Source organism: uncultured Streptomyces sp. (assembly GCF_947488945.1).
Lineage (GTDB): Bacteria > Actinomycetota > Actinomycetes > Streptomycetales > Streptomycetaceae > Streptomyces.
Genome location: NZ_CANLBS010000014.1, coordinates 63,639 through 80,429, shown reverse-complemented (window position 1 = coordinate 80,429; position 16,791 = coordinate 63,639). Strand labels below are relative to the sequence as shown.

10 protein-coding genes are annotated in these 16,791 nt (G+C 73.1%); 3 read left to right on the top strand and 7 right to left on the bottom strand.

The window, feature by feature from the left end; all coding sequences use genetic code 11:
* Positions 1-96 precede the first annotated feature (96 nt).
* Positions 97-1,215: a DUF3533 domain-containing protein gene (locus Q0994_RS21660; protein ID WP_299537586.1), complete on the top strand. Its 1,119-nt coding sequence runs from the start codon at positions 97-99 to the stop codon at positions 1,213-1,215.
* 190 nt (positions 1,216-1,405) lie between these two features.
* Here Q0994_RS21660 and Q0994_RS21655 read toward each other — a convergent pair whose 3' ends face one another.
* Both Q0994_RS21655 and Q0994_RS21650 read right to left on the bottom strand, forming a co-directional pair.
* A complete protein-coding gene (locus tag Q0994_RS21655) occupies positions 1,406-2,332 on the bottom strand; it encodes a hypothetical protein (RefSeq protein WP_299537585.1) in 927 nt (308 codons plus the stop codon).
* 22 nt (positions 2,333-2,354) lie between these two features.
* Positions 2,355-2,750, bottom strand: coding sequence for a hypothetical protein (locus Q0994_RS21650; RefSeq protein WP_299537584.1), 396 nt, complete (start codon positions 2,748-2,750; stop codon positions 2,355-2,357).
* Positions 2,751-2,828: 78 nt separating this feature from the next.
* Between Q0994_RS21650 and Q0994_RS21645 the strand changes: the two genes are divergently transcribed.
* Both Q0994_RS21645 and Q0994_RS21640 read left to right on the top strand, forming a co-directional pair.
* The gene (locus Q0994_RS21645) at positions 2,829-6,689 is read left to right on the top strand and encodes a CHAT domain-containing protein (protein WP_299537583.1); all 3,861 of its coding nucleotides are present in this window, start codon (positions 2,829-2,831) and stop codon (positions 6,687-6,689) included.
* 174 nt (positions 6,690-6,863) lie between these two features.
* Positions 6,864-7,763, top strand: coding sequence for an alpha/beta fold hydrolase (locus Q0994_RS21640; protein ID WP_299537582.1), 900 nt, complete (start codon positions 6,864-6,866; stop codon positions 7,761-7,763).
* Positions 7,764-7,822: 59 nt separating this feature from the next.
* Here Q0994_RS21640 and fxsT read toward each other — a convergent pair whose 3' ends face one another.
* From fxsT to Q0994_RS21615, 5 genes are all read right to left on the bottom strand, one after another.
* Positions 7,823-11,761 (bottom strand): FxSxx-COOH system tetratricopeptide repeat protein, encoded by a 3,939-nt coding sequence (fxsT, locus tag Q0994_RS21635; protein ID WP_299537581.1) that lies wholly within the window; start codon positions 11,759-11,761, stop codon positions 7,823-7,825.
* Positions 11,758-13,065, bottom strand: a complete 1,308-nt coding sequence (fsxC, locus tag Q0994_RS21630; RefSeq protein ID WP_299537580.1) for an FxsC protein — start codon at positions 13,063-13,065, stop codon at positions 11,758-11,760. The genes fxsT and fsxC overlap by 4 nt, the downstream gene beginning before the upstream one ends.
* A 174-nt stretch (positions 13,066-13,239) precedes the next feature.
* Positions 13,240-15,498: a radical SAM/SPASM protein FxsBH, inactivated beta-hydroxylase extension form gene (gene fxsB, locus Q0994_RS21625; protein WP_299537579.1), complete on the bottom strand. Its 2,259-nt coding sequence runs from the start codon at positions 15,496-15,498 to the stop codon at positions 13,240-13,242.
* A gap of 30 nt (positions 15,499-15,528) precedes the next feature.
* Complete coding sequence (locus Q0994_RS21620; protein WP_299537578.1) at positions 15,529-15,768, bottom strand: hypothetical protein; 240 nt, start codon at positions 15,766-15,768, stop codon at positions 15,529-15,531.
* Between the two features lie 275 nt (positions 15,769-16,043).
* Positions 16,044-16,748 carry a hypothetical protein gene (locus Q0994_RS21615; protein WP_299537577.1) on the bottom strand — a complete coding sequence of 235 codons (705 nt, stop codon included), beginning with the start codon at positions 16,746-16,748 and terminating at the stop codon, positions 16,044-16,046.
* Positions 16,749-16,791: the final 43 nt, after the last annotated feature.

Here is a 16,791-nt window from a genome sequence, read left to right as displayed (position 1 = left end):
ACAAAGGCCCCGGCGACCCCCCGCGACGGGCCGGTCCGCTCCCCCATTCGGCCCCGTCCACCTGCGGGCGACCCCGCGCGCACGGAGCGTGAGAGCATGACTTTCGTCGACGAGGTGAAGAACGCCGTCACTCCGAGGGCCGCACTGCTGGTCGTCGGCGTACTCGCGCTGCAACTGCTGTTCATCGCGTCCTACGTCGGCGCCCTGCACAAACCGAAGCCCACGGACGTGCCGTTCGGGGTGGTGGCGCCCCAGCAGGTGTCCGCGCAGCTGGTCGGCCGGCTCGACGGCCTGCCCGGCGGCCCGCTGGACCCGCGGGCCGTGAGCAGCGCGGCCGAGGCACGGCACCAGATCATGAACCGCGAGATCGACGGGGCCCTGGTCGTGGACCCGAGGGGCACCACCGACACCGTGCTGGTCGCCTCCGGCGGCGGCTCCGCGCTCGCCACCTCACTGGAGAAGATCACCCGCGAGGTCCTGGCCGGCCAGCAGCGCACGGTCCGGGCCGTGGACGTGGCCCCGGCCTCCCCCGACGACTTCGACGGCCTGTCGTCCTTCTACCTGGTGGTCGGCTGGTGCGTGGGCGGCTACCTCTGCGCCTCGATCCTCGCGATCAGCGCGGGCTCCCGCCCCGCCAACCGGCAGCGCGCGGTGATCCGCACCGGCGTGATGGCGCTGTACTCGGTCCTCGGCGGCATCGGCGGCGCACTGATCATCGGTCCGGTCCTCGGCGCGCTGCCCGGCAGCTTCTGGGGGCTGGCGGGCCTCGGCGCGCTGGTCGTCTTCGCCACCGGCATGATCACCCTCGCCCTCCAGGCGCTCACCGGTATCGTCGGCATCGGCCTCGCCGTCCTGATCATCGTGATCGCCGGCAACCCGAGCGCGGGCGGCGCCTTCCCGCTGCCGATGCTCCCGGACTTCTGGCGCGCCATCGGCCCGGCCCTGCCCCCGGGCGCGGGCACCTGGGTGGCCCGCTCGATCGCGTACTTCCGGGGCAACGCGGTCACCGGCTCCCTGCTGATCCTCGCCGCCTGGGCACTGGTCGGCACCGCCGTCACCCTGCTGCTGTCGATGCGCCGCCGGGACACGGACGGGGACGTTCCCGGAGCGGCCACGGCCCGGGGCGCGGAAGCGCCGGGCACGGGGGCAACGGGCACGGGGGCAACGGGCACGGGGGCGGACGGATCGACGGCGGGCGGGTCGACGGCGGTCTGAGCGGGGCGCCGGGGCCCATGGCCGGCGCATCCGGTCCCCGTGCCCGCGGGCCGCGGTGACGGACGGACGCCCCGGCAGCACCGCGAGGGCCCCGACCGGCCGCCCGCCACCGGCCTCCCCGGCCGTACGGCACAGGCCACCACCGGCCTCCCCGGCCGTACGGCACAGGCCACCGCCCGCCTGCCCGCCCTCACTCGGCCTTTCTGAAGACCTCCGACATCCGGTCCCCGGTCCGGCGGGGCAGCAGTCCCTCCGCGTCCGGCCCGCTCAGGCCGACCCGCGCGGCCAGTTCCAGGGCGTGGACGTCGACGGCCGCCTCGATCAGCTCGGCCAGTGCGCCCAGGGCGTCACGGACCCGGAAGCGGGCGACGGCCGCGCAGCCGACGGCGATCAGCGCGGCGGGCCACCACCAGCAGCCGAGCACCGCGTAGCCCGCGGCCCACGCGGCGAGTCGCGCGGCGGCGGCGAAGGAGGAGCGGGCCGACTGGATCTGCCGGACGGCCGGTTCGGGGAGGATCAGCCACAGACGGGGCCAGAGGGCGGCGAGATCCACGCCGTAGGCGGCCTCCACACGGTCCGCGGTCGCCTGCATGCGGTCCCCGTACCAGGTCGGGCGGGTGGGTTCCCGCAACGCGACGCGGTCACGGGCCTCGCTGAGGACGTGGATGCGCGCGTGGATCCGGGGCGGGACGGTGACCGCGTCGCCGTCCGCGGCCGTGACCGGGCCGGCGGCGGGAAAGGCCGCCCGGAGTGCGTCGTCCCGGCGCCGCCACCGCCGCCTGCGCCACTCCACGAGGGCGTGCGAGAGCGGGTCGCGGGCGAAGCGGAGCCAGTACCGCTCGATCAGGCCGCCGAGGAACTGCGCGACGAGCGAAGCCGCCGATGCGGCGAGCAGGGAGCCCGCCACGAGCAGCACGACGGTGCCGGCCCTGTCCATGGCGGGGCGGGCCGCGAGGCCGTCCAGGACGGTGCGCAGGCGGTCGAGGTCGTTCCAGCGGCGGTGTCCCAGCGTCACGCCCCCGGCCGCGACGGCGAGGAAGAGGGCGCCGGGCAGGACGAGCAGGTTCAGCCAGCGTTCGGTGAGCTTGGTGCCCAGGGTGGCGAGAAGGGGGTTCATGCGACCGCGGGGTCCGGGACGGTCACGACGCCGGGTCCAGACGGGTCTTGTGCATGCGTTCGCCGTTGACGGCGCACGGCGGGGCCGGCCGGATGTCCCCGGCCCGCTCCAGCCGGCTGCAGCGCACCGGCCCCGGGCACACGGCGACCTTGAGGTGCGTCCGGACGCCGGGAAGCCGGGTGCGCCGGGCCTGGCGGAGCAGCCCACCCGCGTATCCGGCCCTGCGCAGTGCCCGGTCGAGGTGGTCGTAGGCGGCCGCCAGCTCGGCGCCCGGCGCCCCCGAACGCAGCAGGTCCGACGCCAGCCGGGCCGCCGCCTCCACCTCCGGCATCCCCCGCGACTCACCCGGCGACGCGAGCAGGACGCACAACTGTGCCGCCTTGTCGGCCAGTTCGCCGGAGTCAGCTGGTTCGGTCATGGTCCAATCATGCCTCAGGAGGGCCGCCCGAGGGTGAGCCGTCACGGTACGGAAACAGGGAACAGGGGGGCCGGGAGCGTGGACGAGGACCGGGACCGGCTTCTGCGGATGGTCCGCGAACGCCTCACCCGGGCGCGGACGGCCGACGGCCGGGCCGACGCGGACGTGGTGTTCGCCCCCGAGGCCGACCACGAGTTCCGGTCCCTGCTCCGCGCCGTCGACACGGCGACCGACATGGAGGCCCGGCACGTCGCGGGCCTGCTCTGCATGGCCCGCACATCGGCCCTTCCCCGGGAGCGGGCCGGCGCCCACCGCGCCATGGTCGGCACGCTCCTGTTCCCGGTGTGGATGCGCGACCCCCGGCTCGTCCCGGCGGATCTGGCCGCCGCCTACGCACGCACCGATCCCGGCACGCGCCCCGATCCCGACCGTGCCGACGGCCCCGAACAGTGGTCGGCCGAGTACGTCGCCACCATGATCGCGGCCGCCGGGGAGGAGCACGATCCGCCGCCGGACGCACCGGAACACGTGCTCCGGACATACGAGTTGGCCGCGCGGACGGCGGCCATGAGCCCCTCGCGCGAGGTGCTGCTCGACACGGCGCTCGGGTTGGCCGCCCTCGCCGAGGCCGCGACGCCCGAGGACGACCCCGCCTACCGGGACCGGCTCGCCGATCTGCACCACGTCGCATCCCTGGCCGGCCTCCCGAGGCAGGACACCACGGAGCCCACGGACACCACGGACACCACGGGGGACCAGCCTCCCGGCGGCGTCGACGCGGCGGTCCTGCACGCCTACCGCACCCTCACGCGCATGCCGGCCGGATCTCCCGGCAGGATCCACGCCCTCAACGACCTCGGCACCCAGGTGCTGGAGCGCTACCAGCAGACGCACGACCCGGAGGACCTGCACGAAGCGGTCGGCCTGCTCCGGGACACGGTGGCCCAGCTGCCGGACGCGGACCCCCATGCGGCCGGCTGCCTCGGCAACCTGGCCGCCGCGCTGATGGTGCTGCTCGACCGCGAAGGCGGCACGGCAGAGGAGTACGACGAGGTGGTGGACGTGGCCCGCCGGGCGGTCCTCGGCGCACAGGATCCGGCGGCGGGTCTCAACCTGGGCCTCGCCCTGATGGCGAGGTACGGCCGGGCGGGCCGGCGCGGCGATCTGGACGAGGCGGTCGACGTGCTGGGGACGGCGCTCGGAGCACCGGGGGCCCCGGAGCGGCGCACCGGCATCCTCGGCTCCCTGGGCAACGTGCTGCGCGCCCGTTTCCTCCTGACCGGTGACCGCCGCGACCTGGACACGGCGATCACGTACTTCACCGAGGTGCTCGCCGCGTCCGGGGAGGTGACGGCGCGCTTCGCCGGCCGTCTGCTCGCCCCCTCGATGGCCCTGTACGCCCGGTTCACGCTCGATCCGCTCCGGCACGCGGCCGACCTGGCCGAGGCGCTGAGACTCCTGCGGCGGGCGGAGGCGCTCCTCCCGCCCGGTCACCCGGTGCGGCCCGTGGCCCTGAGCGATCTCGGCTTCGTGCTGCTCAGCGGCTACGAGCGGTCGGGGAGCGTCGCCGACCTCAACGGGTCGGTGAACGCCTTCCGGGAAGCCGTGGCACTCACCCCCCGGGGACACGAGATCCTCGGGGTCCGGCTGCTCAACCTCGCGATGGCGCTGGACGTACGCCATCGGCAGACCGACGACGGCGAGGATCTGCGCGACTCCCTGGAATGCCGGCGCCGGGCCACCACGCTGCCCGGTCTCGGCGCGGAACACCGGGCGCTCCTGCTGGGCTCGGCGGGTCTCGGCGCGATGGCGGCCGCGGCCCGCGCCGGCCACCCCGTCGCGCGGCTCGACGAAGCGGTCGCCCGTTTCCGGGACGCACTCGCCCTCACCCCCGCCGGGAGCCCGCTGCTGGCCCGCCGGCTCAGCAACCTGGCGAGCGCGCTGCTCACCCGCCACGACCGGACCGGGCGGACGAAGGACGCCAGGGAGGCGCGCACGCTGGCCGACGCGGCGGTCCGGGCCCTGGCGCCGGACTCGCCGGAACTGCCGGTCGCTCTGGCGCTGGCGGCCGGCACCCGGAGCGCGCTGCCCTCAGCCGTATGGTCGCCGGCCGCCAGGGGGGAGGCGGCGGCGCTGCTCCGCCGGGCGGTCGCGGGCACCCCGCCCGGCCACGCCGAGCGCGCTCCCCGGCTGATGCGCCTGGGAGAGGCCCTGTGGACGCGGGGCACGGCCGCCGGGCGCGCCGAGGCGGCCCGCCTGTTCCAGGAGGCGGCCGAGGAGCGGCAGTGCGCACCCTCGGTCCGGTTGACCGCTGCCACGAACTGGGGACGGTGCCGTGCGGAACTCGGTGAGTGGGAGGGGGCGTTGGACGGGTATGTCGTGGCCGTCGATCTGCTGCACGCCGTCGCCCCGCGCCATCTCGTCCGCGACGACCAGGAATTCCTGCTGGGCCGGCACGCCGGTCTCGGGGCCGCGGCCGCGGCCTGCGCGGTCCGGCTCCGCCGGTACGGGCTCGCGGTGGGCCTGCTCGAACAGGCCAGGGGCGTCCTGCTCTCCCACGCCTTCGACGCCGACAGTGATCTGACCCGGCTCCGGGAGGCGGCCCCGGACCTCGCCGACCGGTTCGAAGAGCTCCGCGACGCCCTCGACACGGCGACCGGGGACGGGGTCCCGCCGGGCGGCTTCCTGGAGGAGTCCGCGGTCGCGCCGCGCGTGCCCGGGGCCGCCCGCACCGATCTGCGCCAGCGACTGGCCGTCGAGTGGGACCGGCTCGCCGGGCGGATCCGGGCCGAGCACCCCGGCCTCGGCCTGCTGCGACCGGTGCGGGAGTGGGACGAGGGCGAGCTGTGCGCGACGGCGTCGGCGGGACCGGTCGTCCTCGTCAACGTCTCCCCCTACGGCAGCGACGCGCTGATCGTCACCGGGCGGGCGATCGACGCCGTACCGCTCCCCGGCCTCGTCCCGCGGGAGGTCGCGGCCCGCGGACAGGCCCTGGAGGAGGCGCTGGCCAGGATCGAAGCGCCCGGCACCACGCGCGGACAGTCCCTGCGCGCGCAGCGGACCGTCCGGGGCACCCTCGACTGGCTCTGGCGCGAGGTGACCGGTCCCGTCCTCGGCCGCCTGGGTCTCGACCGTCCGGACGCCGGGGCCGCCGACGCCTCCACGAGCACGCCGCCGCGTCTGTGGTGGTCGCCCGGCGGCGCCCTGCGCACCCTTCCGCTGCACGCCGCGGCGCCCGCCGACGGCTCTCCGGGCGCCCTGGACCACGTGGTCCCCTCGTACACGCCGACGCTGCGGACCCTGCACCACTCCCGTCAGCGGCTCGCCCGCCCGGGGGGCGCCGGCGCGCTCGTCGTCGCCGTCCCGGAGGCGCGCGGGCAGGCGCCGCTGCCCGGCGCGCGGCGCGAGGCCGAGCACCTGGCCGGACTGCTGCCCGGCGCCACCGTGCTGGTCGGGGCGTCCGCGACGCACTCCGCCGTGGTCGCCGCCCTGCCCCGGCACGCGTACGCGCACTTCGCGTGTCACGCGTCGGCCCACCCCGACCGGCCCTCCGACAGTCCGCTCGTCCTGCACGACCACGCCGAACACCCGCTGACCGTGCGGGACCTCGCCCGGCTCCGGCTGCCCTCGGTGCGACTGGCCTACCTCTCCGCCTGCGACACCCTGCGCACCAGCCCGGAACTGGCCGACGAGTCGGTGCACATCGTCAGCGCCTTCCAGATGGCGGGTTTCCCGCACGTCGTCGGCTCGCTGTGGCACGTCGACGACGCCCTGGGAGCCGATGTCGCGCGGCGCGTCTACGAGGACCTGCGGGCGGACGGCGGCGGCCTGGACGTGGGCCGGACCGCGCGGGTCCTGCACGCCGCCGTGCGCGCGCTGCGGTCGGAGTATCCGGCGACCCCCAGCCTGTGGGCGTGCCAGGTGCACGCCGGCCCCTGAGTGCCGAGCGGCTCGGGCCGGAAGGGCGGCGAGGGCCGGGGGCGCACCGCGCGAATGCGCCCGGCACACGTCAACGCCCCCTGCACATCAGTACGTTGATGACTCATCATCAGTGTGAGCCCAGTGGTCCGGTGACCGTTCCGGGCCCGGCGGGAGACGAGGGGGGTGGCTCGGGTGCGCAATCGGGTGCGCGTGGCGGACGGCCGGCGTCTGATGGTGGAGCGTCGGGGGGACCCGCGCGGGAGACCCGTCTTCCTGCTGCACGGAACGCCGGGGAGCAGGTTCGGTCCGGCGCCGCGCGGAATGGTGCTGTACCAGCGCAAGACGCAGTTGATCACCTACGACCGCCCCGGTTACGGCGACTCCGACCGGCATCCGGGCCGGACCGTGAGCGACGTGGCGCAGGACGTGCGGGCCATCGCGGACGCGCTCGGGCTGGACCGGTTCGCCGTGGTGGGCCGTTCCGGCGGGGCGCCGCACGCGCTGGCCTGCGCGGCGCTGATGCCCGAGCGGGTCACCAGGGCGGCCGCGCTGGTGACGCTGGCCCCGTGGGACGCCCCCGGCCTCGACTGGTTCGAGGGGATGGCGGCGTCCAACGTGCTCGCGTACACCACGGCGGCCGACGATCCGGACGGGCTCACGGAGTCGTTCATCATGCGCTCGGCGGAGATCCGGCGGAACCCGGTCCAGCTCCTGAACGATCTGCGCCGGGAGCTGACCGAGTCCGACCGGGTGGTGGTCAACGACGCGGGCATCCGCGCGATGCTGCTGCGCAACTACAGCGAAGGGCTGCGCACCTCCGCGTACGGGTGGATCGACGACGCCATCGCCTTCAGCCGGCCGTGGGGGTTCGACCCGGCGGAGATCACCGGCCCGGTGATGCTGTGGCACGGCGTCAAGGACGTCTTCTCCCCGGTGGGCCACGCCCGCTGGCTCGCCGGCCGGATTCCCGGCGCGACGACGGTGCTGGCCCCGCAGGCGGCCCACTTCGACGCGCTCTCGGTGCTGCCGGAGGTCCTCAACTGGCTGACCGACGACCGGGAGCCGTCGCAGGGGCAGCGGCAGAGCCTCTGATCCCACCCGGAAGGGGTCCGCAGGGGTCCGCCCGGCCGGCGGACGGACCCCGCGCCCGATCAGACCGCGATCGGCTCCAGCTCCCTTTCGAAACGCTCCTCGTTGCGGGCGATCCGGGTCATCGGGTGATCGTCGCCGAGCTGCCTGGCGAGTTCCTCGACCACCGTCGCCCGCAGATGCAGCGCCTCCTCCTCGCGCCCCAGGGTGTGCAGAGTGACCGCCATGTTCGCCGACATCGCCAGCGTCTCCGGATGCTGGGCTCCGATGGCCGCCCTGAGCTGCGTCGCCACTCGCTGCTCCGTCTCCAGCACGAGCTCCGGATCACCGGTTTCGGCGGTCGCGTTGGCCAGGTTCATCACGCAGAACAACGTGTGCGGGTGCTCCCGGCCGAAGAGGTCGCGCATCGCCGCGACCACCTTGCGCAGGATCTCCTGGGCCTCCGCCGGCGCACCGCAGCCCAGGAGGTACACGGCCAGGTTGTTCTGCGCCGCGAGGGTGTAGGGGTGCCTCTCCCCCGGCACCGTCATGTACTGGTCGACGACCTGCTGCGCGGTGTCCCGCGCCTGGTCGGCCTCGCCCGCCGCGAAGTAGTCGGCGGCCAGGTTGAGTTCACAGGCCAGCGACTCGGGGTTCGCCGAGGTGTACTTGGCCCGGTACCTGGCCCGGGTCGCCACCGTCAGCCTGCGGGCGTCCTCCAGCCGGCCGGCCCGGCGCAGTGCGACCGCCAGGCCCTTCGCCGCGCTGAGCGTGCCCGGGAAGGAGGGCCCGAGCGTCCTCTTGTAGCTGTCGTACGTGCGGCTCAGCAGGGTGACGGAGTCCTCGTAGCGGCCCACGTCCCGCAAGTCCCGGGCGAGGTTCATGCCGGATGCCAGGCTGTAGGGGTGCTCCGGCCCGAGCACCTCGGAGCGCCGGTCGTACACCTCCTGGTCGATCTCCCGTGCCCGGGAGTACTGGCCGATGAGCCGGAGGTTCAGAGCCAGGTTGTTGGCCGCCGCGAGCGTCCGGGGATGCCCGTCGTGGAAGATCTGGCCGAACCCCTCGTGGGCCTCGGTGGCCAGCTCGATCGCCTTCGAGTAGTCGCCGAGCATGCCGAGGTCGGTCGCCAGGCTGCTGGTGGTCATGTAGGTGTGCGGGTGCTCGGGTCCCAGGACCGTGCGCTGCCTCTCCAGCGTGATCTCGTCGAGTTCCCGCGCCTCCACGTAACGTCCCCGCGAGCGGTAGATGTTGGAGAGGTGGAAGCACAGGTAGAGGTACTGGATGTCGTCCTCGCCCAGCGTCCCCTTCCAGATCTCGCGCAGTTCGGCCCCGAGGGCGCCCGCCGTACGGAAGTCGCCCCGCTTCCAGAGGTAGCGCACCCGGTCGATGAGCAGCCTTCGCGTCTCGGGCTCCTTGCAGTTGCGGGCGTCGGACGGGCCGAGGTGCGGCCAGATGGTGGCGAACCGCGGCCAGTTGTCCGGGTTGTCGATGGGCTCGTCGTCGTCGGGGCGGGCGCCGGCGAGGATGCGGTGCACCACGTGCCGGGCCTCCCGCTGCTCCTCGTCGGTCAACTGCGCCTTGATGATGGCCTGGACGAGCCGGTGCACCTGGATGGAGTTGGACACCTGGTCGACCTTGGCCAGGGCGAACCTGCCGATCTCCCTGATGACCCGGCCGAGGACCAGCTTCTCCTGCAGCGAGGAGTCGTAGGGCTTGAGCGCCTCGATCATCTCCTTGCTGTAGAGGAGATTGGCGTTGATCGGCTCGGGCGCGAAGAAGGCGCAGAGCTGGAGCAGCCGCACCGCGGCGGGCGAGCGCTCCCTGAGCCGCTGGATCGAGACGTTCCAGGTGGCGGCCACCGGCTCCGGGTATCCGGCCGGCTGGTTCAGGGAGAGCACCTGGGGTGCCTGGTCGGCGAGCTGCTCCAGATACGTCTCGACCGGGGTGGCGGTCTCGGCGATCCAGGCGGCGGCCTGCTCGACGGCGAGCGGGAGATCGCCGACGGCGGTCGCCACCCGCGCGGCGTCCTCGTCGTTCAGGCCCGGAGCGCGCCGTTGCAGGTGTTCGATCGACTCCTCGCGCAGGAACACGTCGACCGGCAGCGCGTCCCCGTGCTGCGACCAGCTCTGGTTCCTCGACGTCACCACGATGTGGCCCGATCCGCCCTGCGGGAAGTAGCGGCGCAGCCGTTCCGGGTCGTCGGCGTTGTCGAAGACCAGCAGCCAGCGATCGGAGGGCACCCCGCGTCGCAGCAGGTCGACCGCCTCCTGCGACGCGGCCGCCATGTCGTCGCCGCCCTGGGCGCCGAGCCGGACGGCGAGCTCGGCGAGCGAGGCCACCACGTCGTCGGTCTGCTCGGAGGATATCCACCACACCAGGTCGTAGTCGGCCATGAAGCGGTGCACGTACTCCAGGGCGACCTGGGTCTTGCCCACGCCACCGAGCCCGTACAGGGTCTGCGGCTGCGGCAGGACCACGGCCATACCGCCGCCGAGCTGGTCGCGCATCCGCTCCAGCATCAGCGAGCGGCCGGTGAAGCCCGCGTTGCGCGGCGGTGCGTTCCAGATCTTCGGGACGGTCCCCGGGAAGCGGGGGCCGGGTGCGGCGGATCCGTCGGCGAGCTGTACCGGGCGGTCCAGCGCCCGCAGGAGCGCGGCGGTGGCGTGCACCTCGTCGAGCCGGAAGAGGTCGACGGGGTTGCGGTCGATGTAGGGGCCGGACAGACGGACGTCGCCGACCCGGAAGGGCAGCAGTTGCCGCCGGCCGCCGCCCGGGTCCTCGGAGACGGACCGGCCCCACAGCTCCGTGGCGCGCTGCGACTTCAGATAGGCGCTGGAGAGCAGGACGACGGCCCGGGAGGCGACGTCGGAGCCGTCCGGTTCGCTGTCCTCGTCCTCACGCTCCGCCGAGACGTCCCGCGCGAGGACACGGAAGCCCGCCCGGGTGAGCACCGACTCGACCCAGTCGGCCCACATGCGGTTCTCCGCGACGTAGTTGAGCGAGATGTCGGCGGGCAGGGAGGGCCTGCGCCGGGTGAACGCGTCGCGGATCCGCAGCCGCACCTCTTCGGCGACGGTGGGCATGGCGGTGACCTCGCCCTCCGTGACGACCGTGACCAGCCGTTCGAAGGCGGAGAGCAGGGAGTTGGAGAGACCGGATTCGTCCCCGAAGGTGGCCAGGGTCTCCTCGTAGGCGTAGTAGGGGCGGTAGGGGATCTCCACCGCGCCCCAGTAGGCGGTGAGTTCTTCGCCGGTGAGGTGGCGCGGCAGCCGGTCGAACTTGAGCCGGGCGAGCGCCCGTCCGGCGTCCGCCTTCTCCTTCTCGCCCTCGTCGATGCGCATCGGGACGGGGAAGACGGCGATGGACCGGCCGGTGTAGCGGTCGGCGATCTGCCGGGCCACGGAGGCGGCCCCGTCGATCGACTGGTCGCTGAGGGTGAAGCAGTCGACGAGCGCGTCGGGCAGGTGCCCGGTGCAGATGTCGGCGATGTCGCTGAGGCCGGTACGGCTGTCGATGAGGACGTAGTCGTAGTTGGCCTTCATGTCGTCGCGGAGGGCGTCGAAGAAGAGGCCGCCGCCCAGCCGGTCGTAGAAGTTGTCCCAGTCGAACGTGGCGACGGTGGCGGAGTACTCGCGGTTCTGGCGTCCGGCGGAGACGAAGTCGAGGGTGCCGCCGCGCGGGAACTCCCAGCCGAGCGTCTCGGGGGTGAGCGAGACGGCGTGCTGCTGGATGCGGGCGTAGTCGCGGTGCCAGTCGTCGGCCCGCTGCACGGGGTCGGTGGCGGCCCACGCGAACTCGGTGATGAGGTCGATCACCCCTGTGGTGGCGCGCAGGGTCGAGGGGTCGAGGAAGGGGTGGAAGAACCGGTGCAGACCGGGGGCTTCGAGGTCCCAGTCGACGGCCAGCACGCGTTTGCCGTTCGCGGCGAGGATCCACGCGGTGTTGGCCAGGGCCATGGTGCGGCCCGTGCCCCCCTTGTAGGAGTAGAAAGTGATGATCCGCCCGTCCCGGCCGGCTGTCATACGTCCTCCGCTTCCGTCGATCGGTCGAGCGTGTCGGGTATGAACTGGGTGCTGCCCATGGGCCCGGTCAGCCGGGTGCGTTCGCCGTGGCCGCCGCCGGTCGCGGGCGGGTAGGCGGTGGCGTGGCGCAGGTACTGCTGGGCGGCGACCTCCACCACCTGCGGCAGGATCTGGCCGAACGCCTCCATGCTCGGCACGCCTCTGGCGGCGGCCCGGCAGTGGGTGCGTCCCTGGCTGAGCTTCTTGGGCAGGGTCGCTTCGAGCTTGTCGATCAGTTCGGCCTCGGCGGCCCGGCTCTGGTGGTCGTCGCGGTTCCAGGGGACCACCATGGTCACCCAGGGCCGGTCCTCGGCGTCGAAGGCCGCGAGTCTGCGCCGCCGGTCCTCGTCCTGGAGCGCCCAGCGGTCCAGGAGCAGGATCTCCGGGGCGCTGGGGGGCGGTTTCCCGCCGGACCTGCCCAGTTCCTCGTCGAACGAGCCGATGACCGCCTGGTAGTTGAGGGACCGCACCAGTTCCTCCGCGACGTAGGCCAACGGCCGTGCGGAGTCCGGGTGGTAGGGGTTCCAGTCCTGCGGGTTGTCGCCGTAGTAGTCGGTGAGCCGGCCGTCGGGCAGGTCGTGCCGGGTGGGGGCGGCGATGGTGATCCGCATGGGCCTCGGTGCGCCGCTGCCGCTGTTGGGCGAGCCGAACGCGCTGGGGGCCAGGCGGTAGTCCACGGGGCGGCCGGTCTCCATCCGCACGGTGTCGGCGACGCTGACGATGCGTTTGGCCAGTTCGTAGACGGCGCGTTCGTACTCCTGGGCGAAGATGCGGAGTTTGATCAGCCCGTAGAGCCCGTCGGTGACGTAACGCTCGCCGAAATCACGGTGGTTGAATTGCAGCCGCTCGGCGGAGCCGGGGAGCTGGCTGGGCGGTACGGGGACCCAGAGGGCCGGGACGATGGCCTCGGCCGGGCGGTTGAGGCGGGCGCGGTGGTGGATGGCCCGCTGCTCGAAGGCGTACCACTCCTTGCCGCACATCTCGCTGGCGAAGTACCGCGGCGAGAACAGGGGGACGAAGACCCGGCAGGTGGCGAGCACGTCGCCGAGCCGCTCCGACCAGCCCTCGCCGGAGCGTATCTCCCGGTCCATGAATCCGGCGGGGGTACCGGCGGGAAGATCCGTCAGGGCCATCACATGGCCGCAGAGGTCCTGATAAAGGCGCTCGACCCACATATCGGGGTCCGTGCCACCGCCGTACCCCGGTGTATGCGCGTAGCTGAGGAAGAAGTACGGCCGATTGTCCGCCGCTCGCTGCTGCGTCATGCGTGCACACGACCCCCGTCTTGTGTGAGCACTCCCGCCCCGGAGAACCGGGAGTGAGTGCGAGCGAATTCATCATTCCCGGATGGAGTCCTCTCCACCCCCGTCCCATCCGGCCAATGAACAACTTTTTCCGGTCATCCGCCCACAGTTCCGATCACATATCCGCTTGATCGATTACCGGGCCGCACTTTTGCCCGCAGAAACCGTGGCCACTTGGCCGTCTGCCTCTTTCCGGAGTGCGAGGAGCAGTTGTTTTCCGTCCACGGTGAGTTCGGCGGCCGATTCGAGCGTTTCGAGGGCTTCCGGAACCCCTCGCATCAGTCGCGGATCGAGCAGGCCCGTCGCCGTGCGTTCGAAAGTCTCCGCCAGCAGCACCGAGAAGGGAACCTTCTCCGCCCGCCAAGGAGACCGGTGTTCCCAGGCGCCGTCCAGTGCGTACAGGTCCACCACGTCTTCCCGCGCACGCAGAGCGGCTCGCCGGAAACCGCGCAGGAGGCCGAGTGCCACGTCCCGCGCTTCGCCCGTGCCGTCGATGCCCAGCGCCCCGTGGGCGGGACCGGCGTCGTCGGCCGGTGGTCCGAGGACCGGCGTGAGGACGGCGAGGGAGCGCGCCATGACCGCGCCGAGGGAGGGTGCCGCCTCGTGGAGCAGTTTCCACGCCTCGGCGAACCGCCGGGCGTGTCGCTGGACGTCGTCCTCGGCGAGCCTCGGCGCGGGCGCCGTCCCGAAGCAGTCGCGGTAGGGGTCCAGATCGTCGAGGGCGAGCAGCGGAGCACCGCCGCCGCCCACCGTTCGCACCGCTTCCCAGTGGGCGCCGTCCGCGTCGAACCGTTCGACGCGCCGCTCGGGGGCGTCCCCGGATCGGGCCGCGCATCCTCCCGGAAGGGCGCGGAGCAGGGCCTCGCCGCGCTCGCCGGGGCCGGCGGCGCGCAGGGTCCCGAGCGTCGGCAGATGGAGACGGCCGTCCGTGAAGGGCACCGGGACGGGCGCGTCCAGGCCGGCCCTCAGCGCCGCGGCGGCCACCGACGCGGACAGCCGGGCCACCTCGGCGGACACCTCGACTCCGCGTCCCGCGTACAGGTCCGCCAGAGTGCCGCGCACCCACGACGCCGTGTACGGATGGGCCAGGACGCGCTCCAGCTCCGCGGCCCCCGCCCCCGAGGCCTCCAGCTCCACCAGCGAGGCCCAGGCCGAGGCCCACGGCTCACCGGCGGGCTCCGCCAGCTCCGCGTTGAGCCGCGCCAGGAAGGTCCTGGTCAGCTCCCGCTGTTCGGCGTCGAGCGCCGCGGGGTCCGACACCGCCGGCGACCCCAACGCCTGGGCCGTCCGGTCCTCCACCCCCCGCACGAGCGCCGCGAGGTCGGCGCAGTAGACCGAGGGGTTGTCGAAGTCGTTGGCGGAGCGGTACCGATGGGTGTAGAGACCCCCGCCGCACGAGCGTACGACGGGGCAGCCGCGGCACTCCTCGCTGACGCCCGCGAGCCCGAGCTGACGCGCCCGCACCCCGGGGTGCGCGGCCACGTCGTCGAACGAGTGGGTGAACACGTCGAAGCCGGTCGCGGCCGCCCCCTCGTAGGCGCTCTTGAGGGAGTCGACCTGTTCGAGTTTCCCGTCCGTCTCCACCACGACGAGGTCCGTGGGGGCGAGCCCCAGCGACTCGGTGAGGCTGGGACCGCCGGTGAGGCTGGAGAGGATCGAGGAGAAGAACCGGACCGGGATGGGGCGCCCGCGCTCCTGCCAGCGGTCGAAGACCGCGAGGAGCCAGTCGGCATACGGGGTGGCCGCACGGTCCGGCCGCAACGGCGGGTCGTCCCAGGTCGCGTGCGGGAGCAGGAAGTCCACGAGGGGCGGTTCGAGCTCCGCCAGCGCGTCGAAGACGGCGACCGGATCGTTGCGGACGTCGACCGTGCAGAGCAGACCGAGATTGAGGTGGCGGTAGCGTTCCTGCCGCAGCAGGTCGACGGCCTTGAGCACCTGGGGGTGGCTCGTCCGCCCGTCCGCATAGCGACGGTGGCGGTCGTTGGCCACGCGGTCCCCGTCGAGGGAGATCCCCACCTTGACGCCGAACTCGTCGAAGAGGTCCAGATAGCGGGGGCCGAGCTGGACACCGTTGGTGTGGATCCGGAGATCCAGTTCGGCGACGCCGTCCAGGGCCGAGCCGAGTTCCTCGCAGACCCGTCGCAGGCGGGCGGGGCCGGCGAGGAGAGGCTCCCCTCCGTGCAGGATCACTGAGATGGAGGGGAGACCATGCTTTTCGGCATGCTCGGCGAGGCGCCGGGCGGTCCATGAAATGGCTTCGTCAGAGATCGTTTTAGGCCTTGTGCGCCAACTCTGATCAGCATGTTCATAGACATAACAATGATCGCAGGCAAGATCGCACCTACTGTGCACCTTGAGCACGATTTCGCGGAAGGGGACCAGGGGTCCAGTCATTCCGTCAGTCTAGCCACGTTTCGAGGGTCCTCAGAGAGCCGAACTGAAGGTCGAAGCCTGGCCACGGCGGCCCGTGACGGAACCGAATACACGATCGATCTTCCTGGTGGCCTCGACACCCCGGGGGTCGATCTCGACGAGCAGCGAACGGCTCTTCTTCGCATCAGCGAAGGAGGGGGAGATTGCGTAGGTCTTCACGGCCATCCTTGATGGTTCGATTCCGGACATTCTGTCGCGCACCGCACCGCGTTCACGCAGGTCCGGCAGCATGACTTTACTCCCGTCCTACACGTCCGCGCTCTCGCCGCCAGCTATTTACCGGCTCGAAACACCAGCGCGAATTGCACCGTCCGAATGAACCGGAGTTCCTCACGGGGTGGCGTAGGCGCAGGTCCCGGCCCCGGCGTTCCGAAAAAGCCGCGGACCGGACGACCGGTTCCCCCTACACGTCCGTGGCCGCACCGCAACCCCGCCCGGCCCACGTCGTGTCCACCGACGGCCGAAGCCCCGCCCGGACGACACGCCGGCGAGCACCTTCCGGCCCCTCAGTCGCGTGGCACGCTCGTCCCGTGGCGCACGCCCGCCAGGCAGTCCATCACCCGTTCGTGGGCGTCCCCGACGACGTCCGCGACGCGGACCCGGACCAGCAACGCGTCCACCTCCCGCGTGAAGCGCCGCGAGAACGTCCCGATCAGCACCGTCTCGTACCCGTCGCTCCGCACGAGCGGAAACCCCGCGCCGAAGGACACCACCTGGAAGTCCTCGCCCACCACGAGCCCCGCCGAGGCCAGCGCCACGCCCAGTTCGGCCGCCCCCGTCCACCCGCATTCCCGGCGCGGCCGGCCCGCGGGCACCAGGCAGTAGTCCCAGGACTCCACCACGGCCACGTGTCCGCCGTTCAGGACACCCACCCTCCAGGCGCTGCCCCCGCCGGTGAGCGCTCCGTCGGTCCACGCCCCGCGGAGCCCCAGGTAGGGCCGCACGGTACGCGCGTACTGCGCCCTGGCCAGGACGGCTCCGGCCGCGACCGCCAGCAGGCTGCCGAGCGCCTCGGGACCGAGCAGCTCCACCCGCCAGGGGAACCCGCTGCGCGCCCCGTCGGAGACGTTGGCGCGCAGCACCTCCCACAACAGGACGGCACACAGCAGGACGAGGGCGGTCAGCGGCGCGGTGAAGAGCAGCCGGCTGCGGCGCACCCGGCGCTGCACCCCCTCCGGCGCGCCGGCTCCGTCCGCTCTCCTGCGACGCACCCGCATCCCCCTCCGCCACGACCGTCCACTCATACAACGCCCT

Coding starts and splice junctions, on each gene's coding strand:
- Q0994_RS21660 (WP_299537586.1), top strand. CDS start 97: ATGACTTTCGTCGACGAGGTGAAGAACGCCGTCACTCCGAGGGCCGCA.
- Q0994_RS21655 (WP_299537585.1), bottom strand. CDS start 2,332: ATGAACCCCCTTCTCGCCACCCTGGGCACCAAGCTCACCGAACGCTGG.
- Q0994_RS21650 (WP_299537584.1), bottom strand. CDS start 2,750: ATGACCGAACCAGCTGACTCCGGCGAACTGGCCGACAAGGCGGCACAG.
- fxsT (WP_299537581.1), bottom strand. CDS start 11,761: ATGACAGCCGGCCGGGACGGGCGGATCATCACTTTCTACTCCTACAAG.
- fsxC (WP_299537580.1), bottom strand. CDS start 13,065: ATGACGCAGCAGCGAGCGGCGGACAATCGGCCGTACTTCTTCCTCAGC.
- fxsB (WP_299537579.1), bottom strand. CDS start 15,498: ATGACTGGACCCCTGGTCCCCTTCCGCGAAATCGTGCTCAAGGTGCAC.
- Q0994_RS21620 (WP_299537578.1), bottom strand. CDS start 15,768: ATGCTGCCGGACCTGCGTGAACGCGGTGCGGTGCGCGACAGAATGTCC.